The sequence below is a fragment of the Coleofasciculus sp. FACHB-542 genome, assembly GCF_014695825.1.
In the GTDB taxonomy this organism is placed as follows: domain Bacteria; phylum Cyanobacteriota; class Cyanobacteriia; order Cyanobacteriales; family FACHB-T130; genus FACHB-T130.
Window position 1 is genome coordinate 23971 of the sequence record NZ_JACJPB010000060.1, and the last position, 23707, is coordinate 47677.

The 23707-nt window shown below is 44.2% G+C and carries 17 protein-coding genes; 10 read left to right on the forward strand and 7 right to left on the reverse strand.

Annotated elements, in window-relative coordinates:
- The first annotated feature begins 424 nt into the window (after positions 1-424).
- On the forward strand, positions 425-1090 hold the full coding sequence (locus H6F52_RS24700; RefSeq protein WP_339380786.1) for a GNAT family N-acetyltransferase: 666 nt from the start codon (positions 425-427) through the stop codon (positions 1088-1090).
- Between the two features lie 451 nt (positions 1091-1541).
- Positions 1542-2093 carry a hypothetical protein gene (locus tag H6F52_RS24705; RefSeq protein ID WP_190414951.1) on the forward strand — a complete coding sequence of 184 codons (552 nt, stop codon included), beginning with the start codon at positions 1542-1544 and terminating at the stop codon, positions 2091-2093.
- Positions 2094-2139: 46 nt separating this feature from the next.
- Here H6F52_RS24705 and H6F52_RS24710 read toward each other — a convergent pair whose 3' ends face one another.
- Both H6F52_RS24710 and H6F52_RS24715 read right to left on the reverse strand, forming a co-directional pair.
- Positions 2140-3264 (reverse strand): histidinol-phosphate transaminase, encoded by a 1125-nt coding sequence (locus H6F52_RS24710; RefSeq protein WP_190537040.1) that lies wholly within the window; start codon positions 3262-3264, stop codon positions 2140-2142.
- A 25-nt stretch (positions 3265-3289) separates the two neighbouring features.
- The gene (locus H6F52_RS24715) at positions 3290-4123 is read right to left on the reverse strand and encodes a metallophosphoesterase (RefSeq protein WP_190537041.1); all 834 of its coding nucleotides are present in this window, start codon (positions 4121-4123) and stop codon (positions 3290-3292) included.
- Positions 4124-4596: 473 nt separating this feature from the next.
- On the opposite strand from H6F52_RS24715, the gene H6F52_RS24720 reads away from it, so the two are divergent.
- A complete protein-coding gene (locus H6F52_RS24720) occupies positions 4597-7293 on the forward strand; it encodes a PAS domain-containing protein (RefSeq protein ID WP_190537042.1) in 2697 nt (898 codons plus the stop codon).
- A gap of 84 nt (positions 7294-7377) precedes the next feature.
- On the opposite strand, the gene H6F52_RS24725 is transcribed toward H6F52_RS24720, so the two are convergent.
- Together H6F52_RS24725 and H6F52_RS24730 are read right to left on the reverse strand one after the other, a co-directional pair.
- The gene (locus H6F52_RS24725) at positions 7378-9063 is read right to left on the reverse strand and encodes a DUF262 domain-containing protein (RefSeq protein ID WP_190537043.1); all 1686 of its coding nucleotides are present in this window, start codon (positions 9061-9063) and stop codon (positions 7378-7380) included.
- 204 nt (positions 9064-9267) lie between these two features.
- Positions 9268-9588 (reverse strand): TMEM14 family protein, encoded by a 321-nt coding sequence (locus tag H6F52_RS24730; protein ID WP_190430133.1) that lies wholly within the window; start codon positions 9586-9588, stop codon positions 9268-9270.
- A gap of 88 nt (positions 9589-9676) precedes the next feature.
- Between H6F52_RS24730 and H6F52_RS24735 the strand changes: the two genes are divergently transcribed.
- The 5 genes from H6F52_RS24735 (at position 9677) to H6F52_RS24755 (ending at position 16297) form a co-directional block, all read left to right on the forward strand.
- Complete coding sequence (locus H6F52_RS24735) at positions 9677-11002, forward strand: ATP-binding protein (protein WP_190537044.1); 1326 nt, start codon at positions 9677-9679, stop codon at positions 11000-11002.
- A gap of 165 nt (positions 11003-11167) precedes the next feature.
- Positions 11168-12163 carry a tellurite resistance TerB C-terminal domain-containing protein gene (locus tag H6F52_RS24740; RefSeq protein WP_190537045.1) on the forward strand — a complete coding sequence of 332 codons (996 nt, stop codon included), beginning with the start codon at positions 11168-11170 and terminating at the stop codon, positions 12161-12163.
- 147 nt (positions 12164-12310) lie between these two features.
- Positions 12311-13633 carry an ATP-binding protein gene (locus H6F52_RS24745; protein ID WP_190537046.1) on the forward strand — a complete coding sequence of 441 codons (1323 nt, stop codon included), beginning with the start codon at positions 12311-12313 and terminating at the stop codon, positions 13631-13633.
- The gene (locus H6F52_RS24750) at positions 13630-15813 is read left to right on the forward strand and encodes a DEAD/DEAH box helicase (RefSeq protein WP_190537047.1); all 2184 of its coding nucleotides are present in this window, start codon (positions 13630-13632) and stop codon (positions 15811-15813) included. Before H6F52_RS24745 ends, H6F52_RS24750 begins: the two co-directional genes overlap by 4 nt.
- Positions 15814-15883: 70 nt before the next feature.
- Positions 15884-16297, forward strand: a complete 414-nt coding sequence (locus tag H6F52_RS24755; protein ID WP_190431914.1) for a thioesterase family protein — start codon at positions 15884-15886, stop codon at positions 16295-16297.
- A 111-nt stretch (positions 16298-16408) separates the two neighbouring features.
- Here the strand turns inward: H6F52_RS24755 and H6F52_RS24760 are convergent, their stop codons facing one another.
- Genes H6F52_RS24760 through menA form a run of 3 tightly spaced genes read right to left on the reverse strand, consistent with a single transcriptional unit; the run spans position 16409 to position 19803 of the window.
- On the reverse strand, positions 16409-17788 hold the full coding sequence (locus H6F52_RS24760) for a 2-succinylbenzoate--CoA ligase (protein WP_190537048.1): 1380 nt from the start codon (positions 17786-17788) through the stop codon (positions 16409-16411).
- Entirely contained in the window at positions 17788-18873 is a 1086-nt protein-coding gene (locus tag H6F52_RS24765) for an o-succinylbenzoate synthase (RefSeq protein ID WP_190537049.1), read from the reverse strand. Before H6F52_RS24765 ends, H6F52_RS24760 begins: the two co-directional genes overlap by 1 nt.
- A gap of 3 nt (positions 18874-18876) precedes the next feature.
- Entirely contained in the window at positions 18877-19803 is a 927-nt protein-coding gene (menA, locus tag H6F52_RS24770; protein ID WP_190537050.1) for a 2-carboxy-1,4-naphthoquinone phytyltransferase, read from the reverse strand.
- A 644-nt stretch (positions 19804-20447) separates the two neighbouring features.
- Between menA and H6F52_RS24775 the strand changes: the two genes are divergently transcribed.
- Entirely contained in the window at positions 20448-21887 is a 1440-nt protein-coding gene (locus tag H6F52_RS24775) for an isochorismate synthase (RefSeq protein WP_190537051.1), read from the forward strand.
- A 48-nt stretch (positions 21888-21935) separates the two neighbouring features.
- Complete coding sequence (gene menD, locus H6F52_RS24780) at positions 21936-23693, forward strand: 2-succinyl-5-enolpyruvyl-6-hydroxy-3-cyclohexene-1-carboxylic-acid synthase (RefSeq protein ID WP_190537052.1); 1758 nt, start codon at positions 21936-21938, stop codon at positions 23691-23693.
- Positions 23694-23707: the final 14 nt, after the last annotated feature.

Sequence of the window (23707 nt, forward strand, 5' to 3'; positions counted from 1 at the left end):
TTTATTTAAAATACCCGCTCTTCATTTCTGACTTTAACGTTTGGGCGTGGATCTCAGTTATAACTACTGCGATCGCGCTTCCATATCCCCTGCTCCGAAATTGATCGATAACAGGCTGTTAGAGAAATACCTGGACGAGCGCTGCTGCTCCGGACAGGATAGCGATGCTGGCTCTACCGTCCGATGCCAATTTTCCCTAGGCCGATGCACTCCTTGTACAATAGTATCCTTGCTGGAACAAAAGAAGCTTTGCCTAAGGTAGGCATTCTTCCAGGCTAGGGCAACCTAGAAACTCTCCAGCCCAGCAACTTGTCAATCTTCCCAGTTAATTCATTTTGCTCCAGTACCCCGATCTTAAACCTGCAAAAATCACTGCAAAATGATCTAGGATGAAACCTGCTAGATATCCAATTTACGCTCGGCTGTGAATCCCTGCTTTCCACTCTTGCACCGCCAACCTGAAAGAGCCGCACAACCGAATGGTGCCTCTCACTTTATCATCCGGGCAGCCCACCAAAATGATGTGACCAGCCTCACCGAGATCCTGGCAGATAGCTTTCACCCTCGGTCAGGAATTTGGGCTTTGGCCTATCCGTTATTTCGACTAGGAATTTACGAAGATTTACGCAATCGACTGCGCTTGATTCCTCCGAATTACATCTGTTTAGCCGCTGTCGCTCCGGGTAGTACCAATCAGGGGAGAGGAGAGGATTCATCCCCGTCCCTAAAAGCACAAGAACGCCAAGGAACAAATGCTGATTCCGTGGTAGGGACGGTTGAAATGGGGCTTCGTCCCTGTTCCTGGCAACCGTGGAGTTCTCAATATCCTTACATCTCGAATTTGGCTGTCCACCGCTCGTGTCGGCGACGGGGAGTCGCGCAGCAGTTACTGCTGCGCTGCGAACGAACCGCAGTGGAATGGGGATTCTGCGACCTCTACCTGCACGTGTTAGAAAACAATCATCAAGCACGGCAGCTTTATCTGAAGGCGGGATATCACCTACACCATAGCGATCCCAGCTGGAGTGACTGGCTGCTGGGGCGTCCTCGACGGCTGTTCTTGCACAAACACTTGCCTTGTGGAAGCTAAAATAACCCTCCCCTCGCCTCCCTGAGATTCTCTAGATTTGAGGATGATTGGGTTGAAAATTGCTAGCTAGAAAAGACGTTTAATCAATTCAATCAGTCTTTAAATCAGTCAGTGACTCTTGCTTGTCGCAACTTCACATTAACTTTAAACAATTGTCACTTTTGGGGGTAGATTATTGAAGAATACCCAACATAGTAAGGTTGTGGGCGACTACTGGCTGGTAGATTTCCTGCGCTCGGACAAGATGCCATAAAATAAAATTAAGAATTACCGCTTGGTGACTTATACTAATGTCAAATGTTTTGATAATGTAATTATTGTTTACATAGATAATAGATGGCAAACTGAATCTCAAGCTTGCAATCCATCCAGAACTAACAGACTTGGGTTTGCCTCTGTGCTTCCGGTTCGGGTGCATGCCCAAAGAAAAAATATAGCAGTAAGAGTTGACATGGATAGCGACAACCAACAGCGCTACCAGACTGTCCTATACAAAGCGGATGCCAATCAAAGCCCTACCTGTGTCGCCCGCTCTCAAGGCTCTAATGGCATGAATAATGAAAGCCCGAACCCTGACGAGGAATCGTCTGATATCCTTAATCAGCTGCATGATAAACATCTGTTAATCGTGAATAGTCGCCGTCGGAATGGCTTGATCCTCTACAAACACTACCATGCAGAGTTTGCTGGGCCAGGAGCGGCTGTGGGCGGATTGTTTGATGTGGATGCGAAATGGGTGTTGCCAGTGGGCAATTTGTCATTGGTAACTCCTGAATCCGCTCAGGAACGGCAGAATGCTTATTTGATTCGGAGACAGTGGATTCGACTCACGAAACAAATTACGGATAACCCCGTGCCGCTGCAACGAGCACAGAAGATCCTCGAACAGTTTAAGCAGTTCTTTGGCACGGAGACGCTGACGCAAGTACCTGACGATGCCTTTGCGCTGTTGGTGGGGGTGTTGCCAGATACTATCCGCAGGGCACGGGATTTGGAGGATTAATTAAAAATTAAAAACTTCCTAGTTTTTAATTTTTAATTAATCCTGCTTAGTTGATTGCTTTTAAGGCTGCCAGGAGATGCTGGCGCGATCGCTCATTTTCTTCTTCACTGCCTACCGTCAGACGAATGCCGCCGCCGGTGTGACGAACTAAGGTTCCCTGTTCTTTGAGTTGCTGCGCCAATCGAGTCAGGGCTTCCTCTGTCGGGAGACGCAGGTAGATGAAGTTTGAGGCACTGGGCCAAACTTGTAAATCCTGTTGCTCTTTGAGAAAATCGAGTAACTTTTCTCGTTCGCTAAGAATTTGGGGAATGCAGCTAAGTAGCAGTTGCCGCTGGGAAAGGGCAAGTAAAGCGGCAGCTTGGGTGAAGCTGGGGAGATTGTAGGGGAGACGGACTTTTTCGAGGGCGACGATGAGTTCTGGGTGAGCGATCGCATATCCTAGTCGCAGTGCTGCCAGCCGAAACGCCTTGGAAAATGTTCTGAGTACCACCCAGTTTGGATGCTGCGACAATTCACCCACCACGGTTGTCTGGCTAAATTCAAAATAAGCTTCGTCAATGACCACCAAAATATGCTCTGGCAAACTCCGCAGCCATTCCAATTCAGCGGTAGTTAAGGCGTTGGCGGTGGGGGAGTTGGGATGAACGACAAATACCACTCGGATTGGCGGATTCTGGGTTTCCTCAATGGCTTTTTGGGCAGCGGCAAGATCCATTTCAAAATTCGCTTCCTTACGCCCGACATTCACCACAGGAATGCCCAGCGTCTTCGCCAGAATCGCGTACATGGAGAAGGTGGGATCGGCTACCAAAATTGAGCCTTCGTTGCCGAGACAGGTGGCAATCAGGAGGGAACGAATTAGTTCATCCGAACCGTTACCGACAGAGATATTGGCTGGGGTAATGGAGGCGTCTAAGGATTCGTTCGCGTATTGGGCGATCGCTTCTTTGAGTTGGGCATGACTGCCATCAGGATAGCGATTCGTCTCAATTAGCTGCTGATAAGTCCATGCCAATTTTTCTTTTAATTCTTTTGGTAAATCAAAAGGGCATTCATTGGTATCCAGCCGATCGATTGAAATTGAACCCGTGACTGGACTTCCTGATGCGCCGCCTGGGTGGGGCATATAGGCGCGTAACTGAGATAAATCTGACCGGATGAACGAGAACATAAATTCTTGATCTAACAACTAAAAACTATTTTTGATCCACCAGCGCGATCGCCGTGACTTCTGGCGGACAAAATAGGCGTCCGGGCCAATAGGTTCCCAGCCCCCGATTCACATATAGCTGGTTTTTTCCTACCTGATGCCACCCCTGCGCCCATTCCCAACGCTCTACCACTTTATTGCATTCCTTCATAAAAGGCACCCAACGCTGCATCGGTTTGGGAATCAGGTGACGGAAGTTTTGCAGCAGTTGCGGCGCTGGACCATATCCAGGAATTACTACTTGACCGCCATGAGTATGACCCGACAGTTGCAAATCCACCCGCCATTCTTGCAAAATCTCGGCAGTATCTGGGTTGTGAGATAAGACGATTCGGGGTGTATCCCGATCGAGTTGATTCATCACTGGCGCTGGATTAAAGTCCCGCGACCAAAAATCAGCCAGTCCGACTAAGGGTAATTCTTTTCCCAATGGATAAGCAATTTCATTGCAGAGTACATGAATCCCAATGCTAGTCAGGGCGTCTTGCACCACTTGTTTTGAATGACGATAATAATTATCGTGGTTGCCCAGTACGGCATAGACACCAGCGCGACCTTGCAAGTGTTTTAGCCGTTGCACTAGGGCGTGAATGGGAGATGGGTCATCAGTCACGAAGTCGCCAGTCAACAAAACCAGGTCGGGTTCGAGTTGATTGCTGACTTCAATTGCCTCTGCGAGTAGTGTTTCGGATAATCGCTTGCCATCGTAGTGCAAATCAGACAGTTGCACTAGCTTTGTGCCTTGCAAAGATGCCGGTAAACCCGCGATCGCTACTGTTAAATTTTCTACGCTTAAAGATTCGGTTAATATCCAGTGCATTTTGTCAACTTTTGCTATCTGGCGATTCCAGGATAGCTCAGCGATGCTATTTGTTGCCTTGCCACCTGATTAAGGAGCGAAAGCAAAAGAATGGATTAAATCTTTTCAAGATTGCTTGACTAGGCTGGGTTATGGGCTTCTTGATTCGCTAGCGTCCTTGCAATAAATACAAAAGCGATCGCTAAATGGTTCTTTTTACAATAGTTCAGAACAAGGTCAGAACATTTATCTGTGAATTTACTGACTTTTTCGTAAAGAACGGACAAGTAGTCAATGTAAATACGGTTTTATAATTAGTAAATGTATCCTATGTTTATTAGGAATAAATTTAAGTTTAGCCTATATTTAGGCACAAACGATAAATTGTATTATTTTGGTAATTTGTATAAATTTATCTAGCAAAGCTCAAAAGATTTTTTATATTAAAAGTTAATAATTGGTCAGTTATTGATATTTGAAAGAGTCCGATTTTTATGATTAAAAAGACGGAGTTTATCGAATTTCCACAATCCTACTCCAGAAAAGCCGGTATTATTGTCACCCTAATTGGATGTGTTGTTTTACTGGGCTGGATATTAGATATTACAGCCCTTAAAAGCATTTTGCCAGGGCTGGTAAGCATGAAAGCCAACACAAGCATAGCCTTTATTCTGAGTGGATTGTCTTTGTGTTTGTGGCACGACGCGGAACACAGAAGACAAAAGGCAAAAGATAACCGGAGAAAGTCTTCGTTTGACCTTTCTCAAGTGTTGGCGATCATCGTCATTTTAATCGGTTTATTGACACTAATTGAGTATGGGTTTGGATGGAATCTAGGAATTGACGAACTGCTGTTTAAAGACCCAGCAGGAGCTGTTGGCACCTCTGCACCAGGGCGAATGTCTCCCAATAGTGCCCTGAGCTTTTTCATGCTTGGCTCTGCCCTTCTGCTGTTATCTAAAAGAGCGTACCGTCCGGCTCAATGCTTTAGCTTAGGCGGGTTTTTGATTGGTTTTCTGGGTCTTTTGGGCTATATCTACGGCATCACCTCGTTGTACGGCAAGAGTTACAACACAGGTGTGGCGTTGCACACAGCGATCGCATTCATCCTGCTTTCCATCGGCGTCCTGTTTGCTTGTCCAGATCGAGGACTAATGACAGTTGTTACAAGCGACAAAGCAGGCGGATTGATGGTGCGACGGATGTCGCCAGCCGCGATTGGCATTCCCTCAGTGCTGGGCTGGTTCATTTTATGCGGCTACCAATCTCAGATTTATGACAGCGAACTTGGGCTGGGTCTTTTTGGCGTTTTCAACGTAGTTATTTTTGCCTTTCTAATCTGGTGGAATGCCAGATTCCTGAATGCGGTTGACAGCCAGCGCCACCAAGCAGAAGCAGCACTGAAACAGGTGAATCAAGAGCTAGAAGATAGAGTTGAGGAGCGCACGATCGAGCTGAGTCAACTGAACGAGCAATTACACCAGCAGATTGCCGAACACCAGCAGACAGAGGAGGCGCTCCAAGTAAGCTATAACCTCTTGAATGCAGTCATTGAGGGAACGACTGATATCATTTTTATCAAGGATCTTCAGGGTCGGTACTTAATGATCAACTCCACTGGTGCCAACCTACTTGGCAAGTCTGTAGAGGAGATGATTGGGAAGGATGACTCCGAGGTATTTCCACCTGAGGTCGCCCCTCAACTTATGGAGACCGACCGCAGAATTATGGCTTCTGGGACAACTCAGACGTTAGAGGAAATCGTCTATATCAATGACATCGCGGTAACGTATCTCTCAACAAAAAATATCTACCGCGATCCCCAAGGAAACGTTATCGGTTTGATTGGGATGTCGCGAGACATTAGCGATCGGAGGGCGTTGGAAAAAGAATTAGCGCGGCGCGAGCAGCTTTTGAACTCATTTATTAACGTTGCGCCGGTCGGACTCTGTATTCTTGACGACCAGATGCGGTATCTGCAAATCAACGACGCGCTAGCACACTTCAATGGCTTGTCTGTAGAAGAACATTTAGGAAGATCCCTGGCTGAAGTATTGCCCGACGCTGCACAAGCGATCGAATCGACATTACGTAAAGTACTGACGACAGGCGAAGCGATTCTCAACATGGAGACGTGCGGTGAATTACCTGGCAATCCAGGCGTCCTGATGCACTGGTTGACTTCTCAATTTCCCATACCTGGAGAAGATGGCAAGCCGATGGCTCTTGGTGCCACAGTGATGGATATTACCGCTCGCAAACAAGCTGAGGAAGCCCGTCGGGAGAAAGAAGTTCAGTTAAAAGAAAAAAATCAGCAGCTAGAACATACTCTCCAAGAACTCCAACGTACTCAAGGTCAATTAATTCAAAGCGAAAAAATGTCCAGTTTAGGGCAATTGGTTGCAGGGATTGCTCACGAAATTAATAACCCAGTTAACTTTATCTTTGGGAATCTCACCCATGTCAGAGAATACAGTCAAGACTTATTAAATTTATTGCGCCTCTATCACCAGCAGTACCCTAATTCAACGCCAGAAATTCAGGAAGAGATAGAAGCAATTGATCTAGATTTTATGATGGAAGATTTTCCGAACCTGTTGTCATCAATGAAGGTGGGGGCAGATCGTATTCGGGAGATTGTTCTGAGCTTGCGGAATTTTTCTCGAATTGACGAAGCTGAAATGAAGGCGGTTGATATTCACGAAGGAATTGATAGTACCTTAATGATTCTGCACAACCGCCTGAAAGCAAAACCGGATCATCCCAACATTCAGATGATTAAGGAATATGGTCACTTACCCAAAGTCGAGTGCTACGCAGGACAACTGAATCAAGTATTTATGAATTTGCTCGCGAATGCTATTGATGCGTTGGATGACTACAACAAACAGCGATCGCTTCCAGATATCAAGGCAAATCCCAGCCAAATCAAAATTCGCACTGAGGTACTAGACGGCGATCGCGTCATTATCAAAATTGCGGATAATGGCTCTGGAATGACAGAGGCGGTGAGACAACAGCTCTTTAATCCCTTTTTTACTACCAAAGCCATTGGCAAAGGCACTGGACTGGGTTTGGCAATTAGCTACCAGATTGTTGTAGAAAAGCACAACGGTCAATTGCAATGTCTCTCAGCTCCGGGAGGAGGAGCGGAGTTTATTATTGAGATTCCACTTCGGCAGATGGTTTAGGCACATCTAAACTTCAGAAAAAGTAGGAGCGATCGCACTCTGGACTAGAGAAAATGAGGAAGCGATCGCTTTTGCATTAGCCTATTACTCTAAGCGCCAAACTTTCTTGAGAACACCGATCAGCTTTTTCTGCCGCGCCTCAATGACTTCGGGTGTCCATTCCTGTTCCATTAGCACTTGAGTTGTTAGCGCAAAAGGAGAAACACCTTTTTTAGTGGTGAAATACTTTTGCTTTTTCACATCAAAGTCATAGTTTTGCGCTTCACTGTTTTTATAACAAGAGAGTAAAGCCAAATTTCCTAAACGATGCACATATCTTTCGCGTTCTTCCAAGCTTGTAAAGGACTTCACCCACAGACTATCATGGGCAGGATTTTGCGGTAATATATGCTCGACAGTAATGGTGGGAAAGTTGTATGAGGCTTCACCTTCTGACAGAGCCGCATCTAGACGCAGCAATACAAATAAACGAATTTTTTGAGTCTGGTAGAGGTCGCCATCCAACATTTTGAGAATATCATTCTTTTCTTCTGATGTAATTTGGAGTGGTGAATCGGGTGTATATAAATCTTCCTCATGCTCAATGGCAGTTAACAAGCGACGATACCGTTCAATTCGTTCGTTAATATTTGCCCGTTTAATCATCAAACCAGCCGCAAGACGTTCTAATTCAGTAAAGAATTTCACCAATCGCTCAGGATGGCTGTAGTTACGAGAGAGATAGAGAATAGCTGGAGGTATCCAGTCAGAATTATCAATATCATTTAACTGCTTAAACAGTTTATTTACTTTTTCGGCGTGTTTATCGCTTTGATAGCTTGTATTCTTAATTTGGTAGAAGGCATCAGCTAAAGGACATAAAATTGTCTTGATAAACTCCTGAGAATTATTCCAAGGTTTAATATGTTCGCGGTATTCCTTGAGGATGCTACCAGTGAGTTTTGCCTTACGATTAATCATGCGAATGTATGAAAAAAGGTCTTCAAACGTCTCCCGACCTAGTTTCTCTTGGATATCTTCCCATTTGCAAGTGTATGCTTCCTTTTGAGCATCAGGAATTTGCCCGATAATCTCAGCTTTTAAAATATCGGGAAGTGACAGGTCTAGACCCCGACCGTTCAGCACAGAAAATATCCGATATGCAGATTCTAAGTCTGGTGTTGAAACTACTACCAGAAAACATCTTGTAATAATGAATTGCAGGAGCCGAATCCGCTGAGATTCGGAAAGTTCCTCTAACTTTTTCAGGAATAACAGCGCGTTTTCTTTAATATTTTTACGACTATCTGAAAGCGCAGTTGAGTGTAAAGATTCCAGTTTGCTAATACCGCCTTCATCCTGAATGTATTCCTTGAAAAACTCTGCATCTCGCTTTGCCAAAGTCAAACGGTATCGGTTAGGGTAGCCAAGGATTGGGTCGCTTTCTTCGTAGAGCAACTTAGTTAAGGCATTGGCATATTTGGGCTGTACTAACGTCCGCAGAGCTGAAAGTAGTATAGTTAGCGTTGACAGACGTTGTTGACCATCAACAACTTGAGCGTCTGGTTTATCTGCCTTTATTAGTACAATGCTGCCCAGGAAGTAGGGATTTATATCATCAATTGGCTCGTTACCATCACCTAAGGATACAATTAGGTCTTGAAGCAATTCGCCAGCTTGCTCAGTAGTCCAGGCGTAGGGACGCTGGTACAGGGGAATGGTGAAGACAAAATCATTGCTAAATACTTTCTGAATAGGATATTCAGTAGCTTGAATTTTGACGGTACTCATGGGTAGCTCCTTAAGCGACTATGTGGGCAAAAGCTTCGCTAAGGTTAGTGTTCCCTGCCGTCGCTACTAAATTGAAATGTTGCCGGATTCTCTGAGTTTTTTGATGGCTTAGCTGATTTAAGAATGAAGGGTGTTAATTTTGGAGAGCGTGCCAATAAAGCAGGCACGATCGCTTGGGATAGATCCAGAAAGCTAGAAGCGCCGCTACACTATCGCAACCAGTTGTTGAATCATCACCGCCAGCGCCGCCAAACCTAAGAGCGTCATTAATCCCGCAGGCATAAATTTGCGAGTTTTAAACAACCGGATGGCAAAGACAATGATGAGAACAGCGGTGACAACAGTTGCTAAAATCAGCCCCCACGCTTGTCCCTGCAATAGCATCACGCCGCCGAGAATGAGTAATAAGCCGCTGATACTGCCAGAAATCAGCGACGCTTTGCTTTGAGCTTGAGAGTAGCCCATGATGCCGCCGACAATGGCTAAAATTCCGTAAGCGATCGCGGCGATAGTACCCAGATTCATCTCGTTAAAACCTCATTGCTTGAGTAGAACTTATTTCTAGCGTCGGGAGACAATTTACCATAGCTGAGATACACCACTCAGTTGATTAATGGATACTCAAGCGATCGCTTCAATCGAATTTCTGCAACGTCAAGCTGCTTCTCTGTTACTTTATCAATCCGTCCTCCGTGGGGAAGTCGGCACGGCTTTCCTGAATCTGCTACAAGCCTTAAGCAGCAGCAACACCAATGGACTGGCTTGCCTGCAAGCTTACGGCACTTGGTTTCAAGCTTTAGCCGCCAGAAATCAAGGTTGGCAAGACTACCTAATTACCCAAATTCTCAGAACTGACAATCCTTTTAGCAAGCAAGTCCAGCAATCGTCTTTACTGCCTCCGGCGCTGGTAGCTGCTGCCCAGCACGATTTACAAGCCTTGCAGAGCCTCTACAATTGCAGTAGCGACCAGTTGAGCCGGTGGGTGCAAGCCACAGCCAAGTTACTCGCGGCACCAGTCGCCTGGAACCAGCAGCAGGATAGGGTAGGTGCAATTCACGAATTGCCCATTTGGGAGAAATTCCAAATGTCAGAAAATTGGGTAGATGTGCTGGAATCTTTAGCCGCTCATTATCAGCAATACGGAACGGGGCTGTTTGCTTCTTATCGGGCGTTACGCTGGCAATCTAGGCAGTTAGTAGGCATTTCCTATGCCGATCCCGTGCAGCTTCCAGAATTAGTCGGCTACGAGTCGCAGAAAGACTCTTTGCTGAAGAATACAAAATTTTTACTTGCTGGTTATCCAGCCTTGCACGTTTTGCTCTACGGCAGCCGGGGGAGTGGCAAATCTTCTTTAGTGAAGGGGTTGTTAAATGAGCCTGATACGGGAAACCTCCGCCTCGTCGAAGTTGCCAAATCTGAACTGAAAGATTTACCGACCATTGTCGAGCAGTTGCGGGGTGTGCCTCAGAAGTTCATCATCTTTGTTGACGATCTCTCCTTTGAGGAGGATGACGACGCTTTCAAAGCTCTTAAAGTAGTGCTGGAAGGCAATTTAACCGCACGTCCTCAAAATGTGGTGGTTTATGCGACTTCCAATCGGCGGCATCTGATTCGAGAATTTTTTAGCGATCGCCCTCGTCCCAAGGACAATGAAGAAATTCACGCCTGGGATACGGTTCAGGAAAAGCTATCGTTTAGCGATCGCTTTGGTCTGACTTTAACCTTTGAACCCGCCGATCAGAACACCTACCTAAACATTGTTCGCCATCTCGCAACCCAAGCCGACATTTCCCTCACTCAGGAAGATTTAGAGTATCGTGCCTTACAGTGGGCAACTCGCCACAACGGGCGTTCTGGACGTACAGCACGGCAATTCATTGACTTTCTCAGGGCAGATTTAGCTGTTACTGGTTCAGAATCTCGTAGATTAAACACATAATTAGAATTCTGTTCGTATGAATTAGAACTTGGGAAATGCTGACTTTATCTCACAAAAAATGATATGCGATCGGTTAAGGTAAGCAATCGGATTTTACTGGGTTTAATTGCCTTCGGTGTGAGCTTTTTCCTGAGCTTTATTGCCAACCGAGATTTCCTGAAAGCCTTGGTTACAGGTTTAATTACTCTACCTGCTACTTATGCAGGAGCTATTGTTGTACAAATTAAACAAAGAAAGCAGAAGTTTTTTCTACAAAATGAAATTCAAGCGATTTCCGATGAAAGACAAAACTTAGAAGATGATCTCTATTATTTGGAGTCAAACCTAAACCAATTGCACGGACAAATAGCAGAAAGCTATAACCGAAGAGAGGTCATTAATCGGGAAGTGTCCACTTTAGGAGCTTATAGATACCAACTAGAAGAACAAGGGTTTATTCTCCAAACTCAACTTGAGGTTCTGGAAAGGCAAAAAGCAGAACTCAATGAATCTTTGTTGGCTGCAACATCGGAAAAGCAGAAGACAGAAACTAGCTTAAGTTCCCTGAAAACGGAATTCAAAAAACTGCAAGATCAAGTTGCAGATAATCAGAATCAGAAAACAATCCTTGAACAGGAAATCACTAATCTCAAAAAACAAAAACGTCCTTTACAATCAGAAGTAGATAATCTGCAAGCTCAGCTTCAGACCCTGGAAGCACAGAGAGCGGTGCTGAATCAATCTCTGGCGTCTTTGAAAGTAGAATTAGGTCAGTTGCAAGGGCAAGTATCCTCTTTAAAGTTGGAATACGAGCAGTTAAAGAGTGGTAACTTAAACTTCCAAAAACCTCAAAAAAGGCAGTCCCAGGCAATCCCTTTTTTAGAAATACAAAGAAAACAATCAGTAGAAAACTTATCAGCGGAATGGACTGCTCTCAAAACAAAACTTACGAATGATGATATTCAGATAATCAAAGCCATAGTAGAGCAAAATAATCCAGGTGCAACTCTCAAGAAAATTGCTGAGACAAATATAACTATGCCTCAACTATTGATAGATGCAATAAACGAACGTGCTATAGATACCATTGGCGATTTTATCATTGAACCAGGTTCGGCATCGATTCCGCCTGCGATCGCAGAAGAACACTTGACAAAAGTGAAGAAGATGCTCGAAACTTAGTTTTATAAAACTAACAATTTATCAAAATTTATTATAAAACCTAAGTAAACCGAATCAAAAACTCACCTCATTCCTTGTAGGTGAGACAGAATGAGAAACGTCAAAGCTTTGTCCGCCTATATAGCAACAAATAAATTATTTTAAATCATGACGAAAATCAAAATTACCAAAAGAATATCGAATGCTTTAATCAGTTCTCTTGGTGCAGGTGTTGTTCCTAGAATCGGTCTGGAACATATTGCTGTCGGACGCGAAAAAGAAGTCAAAGCTATTTTACAGGATTTCGATAATATTGGCGAAGGCGGTGCCGGGTTTCGCTTCGTTGTAGGACGCTATGGTTCCGGTAAAAGCTTTATGCTACAACTGATTCGCAACCACGCGATGGAAAGAGGTTTCGTAGTAGCTGATGCTGATTTATCTCCCGAACGGCGACTCGCAGGAACTGACGGAAAAGGGGTTGCAACTTATCGGGAATTAATGCAGAATCTTTCCACCAAAATTCGCCCAGAAGGTGGCGCTTTCACACCCATTTTGGAAGGATGGATTAATAATATTCAAAACCAAGTTGCACAAGAAAGCGGGATGCGACCCAACGACACTGGGTTTGACGATAAAGTAGAAGAGAAAATTCGGGAAGTCGTTAAGGATATAGAAGGCTTAGTTCACGGGTTTGACTTTGCGAATGTCATCATCGCCTATTGGCGCGGCTATCGTTCTGATGATGATGATAAAAAGGAAGCAGCGCTACGTTGGCTTCGAGGGGAATTTGGGACGAAGACTGAGGCAAAAACCGCGCTGGGAGTACGTGTCATCATTGACGATGAAACTTGGTATGACTACATCAAGCTAGTTGCAAAGTTTGTTTCAGATATTGGCTACAAAGGGCTTTTAATTTTGGTGGATGAAGCCGTTCATTTGTACAAAATTACTCATACCGCTTCCCGTCAAAAAAACTACGATAAGCTATTGGCAATGTTCAACGATACGATGCAGGGAAGAGCAGAAAATCTCGGCATTTTTATCGGAGGAACGCCAGAATTTGTGGAGGACAAACGCCGGGGGTTATACAGTGATGAAGCATTGCGATCGCGCTTAAGTAGCCGTGTCAAAGGAGGTCATCAGGATACCTCAGCACCCGTCATCCAACTAGAAATATTAACTCCGCAGAATATATCCGAGCTTTTGCATCGATTGGTGGATATTCATGCTACCCATTACAACTATAATAAAACCCTGAAACCGAGTGACTTGCAAGAGTTTATGCAAGAAGTTGTCAATCGCTTAGGTGCAGACAAATTCTTGACCCCCCGTGAAGTTGTCCGCGACTTTATCAGTATTTTGAATATCCTCCAGCAAAACCCCAGCATCTCTTTTAGAGAACTCATTCATGGTTCTAGTTTTAAACCGACTTCTCCCGGCAAAAACCCAGAAATAGATGGGAATACTGAATTTGCAGAATTTACCTTATGAACGAACAGGCTTTTGATAAATTAGCGCCTTTCATTCAAGAATACATCTACACCCAAGATTGGACTGAATTAAGAGACGTTCAAGTTGAAGCGTGCAAGGTTATTTTTGACACAGATGCTCACTTGTTGATTGCCGCCGGAACCGCATCCGGGAAAACAGAAGCAGCTTTTCTTCCAGTTCTTACTTTATTACATCAAAAACCATCTACAACGATTGGGGCACTTTATATTAGCCCCATAAAAGCATTAATTAACGACCAATTTGAGCGTCTAAATGACCTTTTAAAGGAAGCAGATATTCCAGTCTGGCACTGGCACGGCGATGTTTCCCAGGCTCGTAAGAAACAACTCCTAAAAGACCCAAAAGGGATTCTGCAAATAACGCCAGAATCTTTAGAGAGTCTCTTAATTAATAAAAATACTCAACTGTTTCGCTTGTTCGGAGATTTACGTTTTGTCATTATTGATGAAATCCATGCTTTTATGGGTTCCGAACGGGGTTGCCAAATTCTCTGCCAGTTGGCACGCCTTTCAAAATTTGTAAAAAATCCCACCCGTCGGATTGGTTTATCGGCTACCCTTGGCGATTACTCACTCGCTGAAGACTGGCTACGACTGGGAACCGAAACGCCAGTAATTACTCCGGATATCGAGGGAGGAAAACGAAAAATCAATCTGGCTTTAGAGCATTTTTTTGTTTCTCCCGTTGAAACAGATGAGACTGATGATTTAGTTGTTAGTCCTTACTACAGGCATATCTTTGATATCACTAAATCTCGAAAAAGCCTGATTTTTGCTAACAATCGCTCAGATACAGAATCAGTGATTGCCAGCCTGCGTGAAATAGCTGAAACTGAAGGATTACCAGATATTTATCACGTCCATCATGGCAGTATTTCTACCTCCTTAAGGGAAGCGGCTGAGGATGCGATGCGCGATACCAAAGTTCCATCTGTTACTGCTGCAACTATCACGCTTGAATTAGGAATCGATCTCGGTCAATTAGAGCGAGTCATTCAATTAAACGCGCCTTTATCTGTATCCAGTTTCTTACAGAGATTGGGACGTTCGGGAAGGCGAGGAAGTGCGGCAGATATGCGGTTTGTTTGCGCGGAGGAAGAACTATCAACAGAGGAATCGCTTCCTAATCAAATTCCTTGGCAACTGTTGCAAGCTATCGCGATTATCCAACTTTACTTAGAAGAACGCTGGATTGAGCCAATCAAGCCGGTTAAATATCCTTTTAGCCTTTTATATCACCAAACAATGAGTATTTTAGCAGCGCTGGAGGAACTCTCTCCCGCAGCTTTAGCTCAGCAAGTTTTAGCCTTACCACCCTTTGCAGCTATATCTAAAGATGATTTTAGGCAATTGCTCCGAAACTTGATAGGAATTGACCACATTCAGCAGACTGAGGGAGACAAATTAATTATCGGATTAGCTGGGGAGAAAATTGTAAAAAATTTTCATTTTTACGCCGTTTTTTCCGACACGGTTGAGTATGCTGTTAGGGATGAATCGATGGAAATTGGCAGTATCCTGATGCCTCCACCTGTTGGCAATTGCTTTGCCTTGGCAGGGAGAACGTGGGAAGTTTTGGATAGCGATGTTAAAACAAAAACGGTTTTTGTCAAGCAAGCGCAAGGTCAAGCTAAAATTTCTTGGCATGGTGGCAGTAGCAATATTCATACAAAAGTTCTTGAACGGATGCGAAAGGTTCTTTTTGAGGATATGCAGTATAGCTATTTGCAAAGTAATGCTAAAAAGCGCCTGAATGAAGCTCGTCAATTAGCTCGATTTGGGGAATTTGAAAGAAATAATATTGTTTCATTAGGAAGCAAAACTTGCTGCATATTTCCTTGGATGGGTACTGTCGCTTACCGCACCTTGGAAAGGTTTCTAAATTTCTTTGGTAGAGAGTCTCTGGATATCAAGAAGATTGGGGGTCAAGCTCCATACTTTATGACCGTTAAACTTGGAAAGGATGGGGTTGAAGAGCTTGGCTTGGAAATCCTGGCGTTTGGCAATAAAAGGATTACGGCGTTAGATTTAGTTGCTGTTGAAGAACCTTTAAAAATGCAAAAGTATGATGAGTTTATTCCTAGCAAGCTGCTTCGTAAAGCTTTTGCTTTCGATTGTCTAGATGTTGGAGAGCTGAAGAAAATTATTAGTGGTTGGTAGATGAGAGAATAGAAAGGCTAGAAGAAGCGTAAAACAAAGTTTAAGGCGAAGCGATCGCATCTATCTATAAATGTCATTTACTTATACCCGAACGATTCGTTTTCAGGATACCGACGCCGCCGGTGTTGTCTACTTTGCTAATGTCTTGGCAATGTGTCACGAAGCTTATGAAGAATCCCTAGCGGCTTTGGATATCAATCTCAAGTTGTTTTTCAGCAACCCGAATGTTGCGATTCCTATTGTTCATGCCAGCGTTGATTTTTTCAGTCCGATGTATTGTGGTGACAAAGTAGTTATTCAGTTAATTCCTCAACATCTTTCATCTGAAAAATTTGAAGTTAATTACCAATTTATTGCAGAGAATCGGGTAGTCGCACAAGCAATTACTCGGCACGTTTGCATCGATGCAGCTACTAGAAGTAGAAAAGAAATTCCAGCGGAGATGATTCGATGGCTTCAGCAATTGAAGGAAGAAGAGGAATAAACCGCATTAGCGTTCGCGTAGCGGCGCGGATGCGCGAGAGGGATGCGCGAGTAGACGCAAAGGATGCGAAGAGAGAGTTTATAGAGTGCGCTAGACTTCGTTATGCTGTCACTAAAATACCCTACTATAAGCAATTTTTTGTAGCTGTTCGCGGTTCACTTTTCCCTGAGCGTTTCTTGGTAATGTTTCTACTCGCACCCAGTATTTAGGGCGTTTAAATTTGCTCAATTTATCTTCAATTTCTATTTGTAGAGTATAAGTAGAAATGTCTGATTTACTGGGAACATAAACGGCTGTTACAATTTGTCCCCAGTGAGAGTCGGGTAAACCAATTACACAGACATCAGCAACTAAACCTGTAGCTTGAATTGCAGCTTCTACTTCAGAGGGGAAGACGTTTTCGCCACCTGTGATAATTTTGTTACTGCTACGACCGATAATATTTAAATTAACCTGTTCGTCAATAAAGCCTAAATCATCTACTTGGAAATGTTGTTGACTAGGAAATTTTTCTGGATAGTAACCAAGTGCCAAAGAACCAGATTTAATGGTAACAGTTCCTACTTGATTAATTTCTAATATCTCGCTGCTAGAACTACAAATTGTCACTTTGGCATGGGGGAGAATCTGACCGCAATTGTTAGTACCGTTGAGAAAAGATTCTGGTTTGAGGGTGGCAATTTGTGAGGCGGTTTCTGTCATGCCATAAGTGGGTGCTAAGCGGATGCTGTGGCGTCTCGCCTCTTCCAGAAGTTCTATCCACGCAGGGGCACCTCCCAAAAGCACTGTCTGAAAGCGGGATAACCAGGCGGTTAACTCTGGATTTTGTAGGAGACGTTGCAGTTGAGTAGGTACTAAGGATAGAAAAAATTCAGATGGCTCAATCTCGCACTTTTCACTAGCTTCTAATTCTTTAAATGGCACAATTGCTAATCTTCCTTCAGAGGTGAAGGAACGCATAAATTGCATCAAACCGCTGACATGATACAGGGGCAATACACAAAAAGAATTTACTTGATTTATTTGAAAATACTGTCTAAAACCTTGTACGGATGCCATTAAGGTTTCCCAGGTGTGGATGGCAAATCGAATCTGCCCTGATGAACCTCCGGTGGGAATCATAATCCAGTTGTTGATAGTTGCAGGGACGCGATTTTTGTCTCTACAAGATGGGAAGGTTAAAAAATAAGGGCAATCTCCCCAAATTAGGTCTGGTTGGACTAAATCAAAAACTTGTTGCCATTCGTGTTTAACCCAGTTGGGATTACAAATAAAAACTGGACAACCAGCGGCACAGGAAGCGATGAAGCTAGCAATAAATTGGATTGGTTCTCGCTCTGCTAGTAATATTTTTGGTTTATTTTCCGAGTTCGCAAGCGGGGTTAATTGATTAAATAATTGCTCGGCAATATCAATAAATTTGCGACTGTCGTAACCAATCAGCCAGTCATCATTAGCACGTTCTTTAAGATAGTCTAGTGGCGATTCCATCAATTCTTAAATCTGATTTCTTCATCTTCGTCAAACCAGTGGTTGATGCCAAAACCGACTGCTCGATTGTGACGGGATAATTCTGCTGCTAGCTTTAATGCTGCCTGCCTACCAATCGCGGTTTCAAAGACGGAGGAGAAGACGGCATCAATTTCATGTTGTTGGCAAAATTGGCGCAAACGGGATGGGGAACCGGCGATGCACGGTTTAATCACAAAAATTCCCCGCCAACCGTCACGGTACGCAGCTTCCATCTGGTCAATTGTAGCCACTGATTCATCTAAGGCGATCGCAGTGGCGTAGCACATACTTAATTCCGCCATCCCCTGAAATTGAGCCACAGACAGCGGTTGTTCGAGAAATTCAATTTCTACAGGTAATTCCTCCGCCTTAACATTGTCGCAAGTCCACAGCCACAGGTTGGCTTCCTCGTAACTGAGTCCGCCATTGGCATCCAGGCGCAGTTTTACCCCTTCTGGCAGTGTTTGGGTAAGTCGTTGGAAAATTTTTAGTTCATCTGCAATTGGGTAAACGCCGATTTTCCATTTGAAGGTGCGATATCCTTGGTTCCAAAGTGTCTGCCATTGATTTAAAGCGGCCTCGCCAGTGGGGAGTAAGCCGCTGTACGCATATTCTCTTGTGAGGCTTTCGCTGAACCTCTCCCCCAACCCCTCTCGATCCCCCCTTTCCCCCCTTAAAAAGGGGGGTTGGAGAGAGGCTTTCAATTCCCCCCCGTCCCCAGCAGGGAAGGGGGGCTGGGGGGTTAGGTTTGCCTTATCCTGAAAATGAGAGATATCTTCCCAAGCGGACTCGAAGCCAAATTGACAGGCGGGAAGGGCAGATGGGATGGAGAAAATCGTCTCAGTAGTAATTTCCTGCGGCTGCTGACGACAAAATGACAGCGCTTGCTCTAAGGTTTCGGAACCAAACCAGCTCAGGGGGGCGATTTCGCCCCAGCCGACTTGCCCGTTCTCATCAGTGAGGCGGAGGATGATGCCCTCTCGAATGTCCCAGATGCCGTGACTGGTTTGCAAGGGACGCACAAATCTCCGCCGGTAAGGACAAAACTCAAACCGATATTGCATCAGCTATAACGGCAGTACAAACCCCAATCCCAACAGCAGTCCACTCCAAAAATGTAGGGATACTGCGATGAATTTGCTGTTACTGACCTTCTCCGGTTGATCGTGATACTGGTGGACGTGGCGGCATAATTTGATGGCGAAGGGCAAACTTGCAAAGGTTAGCAACGTCCAAACGGGGAAAATTTGCAAAACGACAAACAACCCAGTCAGCGCATAAATACTGCCGCTAAACCAAGACAATAATTGCGATCCTCTCTGAGTGCCTAGGCGGACGATGGGCGATCGCTTCCCGGCTGCCAAATCGTCCGCAACCTGGTGAAAATGGGAGCAAAACAAAATTAAACTCGTGGCAATCCCTACAATAATAGACACTGCAAGGCTGGTCATCGACCATGTGCCGGTTTGACTATAATAAGCCGCCGCCACTGCTAGGGGACCAAAGCAAATAAAGCAGATAATTTCCCCCAAACCCTGGTAGCCTAAGCGAAAGGGAGGTCCCTGATAGCTGTAGCCCAACGCACAGCTCAGGAGTACCAATCCGATGACTGTGAGGTCTTGTTGCCACCATGCGATCGCTAAGATTCCCAGTACACCCAGCCCTAAAAACAGATTTGCTAGCCAAAAAATTAATGATTTGTTACCTGTCAAATTCACCAAGGAGTGGGCTTTGTTCTTATCAATACCCGTCTCCGAATCAAACACATCATTGCTGAGATTCAGCCATGCAATAATCAAAATTGCTGACATTAAAAATGTAGAAAATATTGCTCCCTGAAGCACTTGAGTGTCAGCAAAAGCAACAGATGTTCCCACCCAAATTGGAATAATAGCAACGCTGTACATGGGCGGCTTAATCGCTGCCATCCAAAGACCGGAGTCGCTGATGTTTGCCCCTCCACTGGTGGGATGATTAATCAATTTTGTATTCATTAGTCTCAATCTATGCTACTGCCAAGAAGCTACCAAATTTTACAACTCTAAAGCCGTGATAGGATATTTGCTACAGACTTTGTTACAAGCCCTTTAGTAGGGAGACAGAGGTTTCCAGTTGTGTCTTGACCTATGGAAGACTAGCCTATGTCAAATCTTAAGCAGGTTCTTTCAAAACTAGCTACTTGTTATGACCTCCCGCATATTCTGCTCGGTCAAATCACACATTGTATCTAAACAGTGTAGATTTAGATACAATGTTTAAGAGTTTTTAAAATCTAATCAATGAAGATGCCCCTGCGGTAATCATCCTGAAATTTAAGGTAAGGAATCATTGAAAGTATGACGACAATCTTAAAAGCAGGCGAAAGTTGTAAACTAGAAATACTACAGAGAAACCAATACATAGGCTTAGCCTTATTCCTCAAGAAATATTTTTGGAGAATTGTTAAGAATTTCAATAAGGTTATTGGTAAGCACACCTTACTTTTAGAAAATAGGGGAAGACTGGCAGATACGACCAGTTTTCAACGGACTGTCATTATTCTATTGGCTCTTAGGATAGGTTTGTTCGATTACTAACAATAAACCAGGAGCCACAGCTAGTTGTATTAACATCAAATTGCCAACCTATCCTTCCTTCCATGCTAGTCACACCCTATCTTAAAAACCTTTTTCAAGACACTCACGAACTGCATCAATTTCTTTTAGCCTTTAAGCAGACTGCTGTACAAAAAAAACAGACACAGCTCCTCAGTATTTCTCAAGAAATCCCAGCAGTCGATCCGTTGGTTGTCCTTCAGGCGATCGCTAGACCCGATCAATTACACTTTTACTTTGAAAAACCAGCACAAGGAGAAGCGATCGCTGCCATCGACACCGCAGCTGCGCTAACACTAGAAAGCCCCAATCGGTTTAACAAATCCCAGGAGTTTATTCAATCTTGCATTGCCAATACCACGAGTATTGGTGAAGTTAATTTACCTTTTTCGGGCGCTCATTTTTTCTGCGCTTTTACATTTTTTAATGAAAATCTAGGAGCGGATTCTCTTTTTCCTTCTGCCACAGTATTCTTACCCCGATGGCAAATCTCTCTAAAAAATCAGACTTCGGTAGTAGTCGCAAATATTCTGATTGATTCAGAGATAAATATTCAAGATTTAACTGAAAGCTTATGGCGTACATTTCAGGCAATCAGAGTTACTGGTTTAGAAAGATTTCATAGTGCATCTTTTCTAGATATCGCAATTGATGCCAGAAAACTATTTAAGAAACACGATGTTGCAGATGTAAACCATTTTAAATCATCGGTGGTTAAGGCTTTATCATCAATTCAGGAAGAAAAAATTCATAAAATTGTTTTGGCTCACGCCCTTGATGTTATCTCCCCGATTCCTTTCCAGTTAATTCCCTCCGTCAATCATTTACGAACTCGCAATCCTGATTGCAATATTTTTTCCACCAGTAACGGCAAGGGACAAAGTTTTATTGGTGCAAGTCCCGAACGTTTAATTAGTATTCATGACCATGAATTAGTAACGGACGCTCTGGCAGGTTCAGCACCCAGAGGAAAAATAGCAAGTGAAGATGCGGAATTAGCAAATCGGTTACTAACCAGTGAAAAAGAAAGGCGCGAACATCGAGTAGTCATTGATTTTATTCGCGATCGCCTTTCCCAGCTAGGTTTAAATCCTCAAGTATTGTCCCAACCACAGCTATTGAAACTCTTAAATATTCAGCATTTATGGACACCCATTCAGGCGAAAATCCCGGCAGGCGTTCATCCCTTAGAAATCCTGGCTGAACTCCATCCGACACCAGCCGTTGCTGGTGTCCCCAGCGAGAGTGCCCAGAAAGAAATTTGCCGCTATGAAACCTTCAACAGGTCATTATATGCCGCGCCGCTCGGTTGGGTAGATCGCCAAGGAAACAGTGAATTTGTTGTGGGAATTCGCTCCGCACTCATAGATGGCTGTCGTGCCAGACTCTACGCTGGTGCCGGTATCGTTGCTGGTTCCGATCCAGACAAAGAATTAGCAGAAATTCAACTTAAACTCCAGGCACTTCTAAAAGCCTTAGTCTAGACGGAACTCTTTCTTTCTTAGCATCTTTGCGGTTCATTCTTCTTTTAAATGCCCGTCGATTTTCGTAACACCAACTCCCTCTGGGCTTCTATCCTAACCGAAACATTAAAGCGACTAGGATTAACCACAGCCGTTATTTGTCCAGGTTCTCGTTCAACACCCCTTACTGTTGCTTTCGCTCAAACTGATGAGATAGAAGCCATTCCTGCTTTAGACGAACGATCCGCTGCATTTTTGGCATTAGGAATTGCGAAAAAATCTGGATTGCCGGTGGCGTTAGTTTGCACTTCTGGAACTGCCGGGGCAAATTTTTACCCAGCCGTAATTGAAGCTAGGGAAAGTCGAATTCCGCTTTTAGTTTTAACCGCCGATCGCCCCCCAGAATTGCGAGATTGTCATTCTGGACAGACGATCGATCAGGTGAAATTATTTGGCAATTATCCCAACTGGCAAGCTGAGTTAGCGTTGCCTTCTCTAGAGATGGGAATGCTGGGTTATCTGCGGCAGACAGTGATGTATGCGTGGGAAAGAACGCTCTTTCCAACTCCAGGCTCCGTTCATCTTAACATCCCCTTCCGCGACCCCCTCGCCCCAATTCCCGACGGTGCTGTAGAGATGCAAAATGGTGCGTCTATACTAGAAGAAGATTTCTTTGCAAATTGTCAGCCATTAGGAGCAACTTTCAACCTGCAACCTACCACTTTCAACCCCATACAGGAGTGGCAGCAATGTGACAGAGGAATTATTATCGCTGGGACTGCACAACCGAAAATACCGGAAGAGTATGCGATCGCGATCGCGCACCTCTCCAAATCTTTAAAATGGCCTGTATTGGCTGAGGCGCTATCTCCATTAAGGAACTATAGTCAACTGAACCCTTATCTAATTTCTACCTATGACTTAATCCTGCGTAATCAGCAGTTAGCGCAAAAACTGACACCAGAAATGGTAATTCAAATCGGTGAATTACCTACCAGTAAAGAACTGCGAAACTGGCTAGATAAAACTCAACCGCGCCGATGGGTAATTGACCCCAGCCACCACAATTTAGATCCCTTGCACGGCAATACAACCCACCTGCGAATCTCCATAGAACACCTATTTCAAACCTACCCAAATGAACTTGTAGAGACGCAAGCGATCGCGTCTTATCTCAGCAGTTGGTGTGAAGCCGAATCAAAGGTCAGGAAAGCCATCGACCAAACGATGGCAACAATGGACACACTTTTTGAAGGAAAAGCCGCTTGGTTACTTTCCAAGACGCTACCACCGGGCACTCCTCTGTTTATTTCTAATAGTATGCCGGTGCGAGATGTAGAGTTTTTCTGGGCACCCAACAATTCCGGGATTCAGCCCTTTTTTAATCGAGGCGCGAATGGCATTGATGGCACCTTATCGACTGCTTTAGGCATTGCACATCGCAATCAAAGCACTGTGATGCTGACAGGTGACTTAGCTTTATTGCACGATACTAACGGCTTTTTACTGAGAAGTAAATTTATAGGGCATTTGACCATAATTTTAATTAACAACAATGGCGGCGGCATCTTTGAAATGTTGCCGATTTCCAAATTTAACCCACCCTTTGAAGAATTTTTTGCCACACCACAGGATATAAATTTTGCTCAGCTTTGTGCTACTTACAATGTAGAGCATGAAGTGATCACATCCTGGGAACACCTGAAGCAACGATTAAACCCATTACCATCGCAGGGACTCCGGGTTTTAGAGTTGCCAACCAATCGCAAGGTAGATGCCAAATGGCGGAAAGAGAATTTAGGAAAATTTGCAGCAGATATCCTGTGAACCTTAACTCTGGT

Excerpts from the sequence above, each read along its gene's own strand:
- H6F52_RS24775 (WP_190537051.1), top strand. The coding sequence starts at position 20,448 with ATGCTAGTCACACCCTATCTTAAAAACCTTTTTCAAGACACTCACGAA.
- H6F52_RS24755 (WP_190431914.1), top strand. The coding sequence starts at position 15,884 with ATGTCATTTACTTATACCCGAACGATTCGTTTTCAGGATACCGACGCC.
- H6F52_RS24730 (WP_190430133.1), bottom strand. The coding sequence starts at position 9,588 with ATGAATCTGGGTACTATCGCCGCGATCGCTTACGGAATTTTAGCCATT.
- H6F52_RS24725 (WP_190537043.1), bottom strand. The coding sequence starts at position 9,063 with ATGAGTACCGTCAAAATTCAAGCTACTGAATATCCTATTCAGAAAGTA.
- H6F52_RS24715 (WP_190537041.1), bottom strand. The coding sequence starts at position 4,123 with ATGCACTGGATATTAACCGAATCTTTAAGCGTAGAAAATTTAACAGTA.
- H6F52_RS24735 (WP_190537044.1), top strand. The coding sequence starts at position 9,677 with ATGGATACTCAAGCGATCGCTTCAATCGAATTTCTGCAACGTCAAGCT.
- H6F52_RS24705 (WP_190414951.1), top strand. The coding sequence starts at position 1,542 with ATGGATAGCGACAACCAACAGCGCTACCAGACTGTCCTATACAAAGCG.
- H6F52_RS24760 (WP_190537048.1), bottom strand. The coding sequence starts at position 17,788 with ATGGAATCGCCACTAGACTATCTTAAAGAACGTGCTAATGATGACTGG.
- H6F52_RS24765 (WP_190537049.1), bottom strand. The coding sequence starts at position 18,873 with ATGCAATATCGGTTTGAGTTTTGTCCTTACCGGCGGAGATTTGTGCGT.
- menD (WP_190537052.1), top strand. The coding sequence starts at position 21,936 with ATGCCCGTCGATTTTCGTAACACCAACTCCCTCTGGGCTTCTATCCTA.
- H6F52_RS24710 (WP_190537040.1), bottom strand. The coding sequence starts at position 3,264 with ATGTTCTCGTTCATCCGGTCAGATTTATCTCAGTTACGCGCCTATATG.
- menA (WP_190537050.1), bottom strand. The coding sequence starts at position 19,803 with ATGAATACAAAATTGATTAATCATCCCACCAGTGGAGGGGCAAACATC.
- H6F52_RS24750 (WP_190537047.1), top strand. The coding sequence starts at position 13,630 with ATGAACGAACAGGCTTTTGATAAATTAGCGCCTTTCATTCAAGAATAC.
- H6F52_RS24745 (WP_190537046.1), top strand. The coding sequence starts at position 12,311 with ATGACGAAAATCAAAATTACCAAAAGAATATCGAATGCTTTAATCAGT.
- H6F52_RS24720 (WP_190537042.1), top strand. The coding sequence starts at position 4,597 with ATGATTAAAAAGACGGAGTTTATCGAATTTCCACAATCCTACTCCAGA.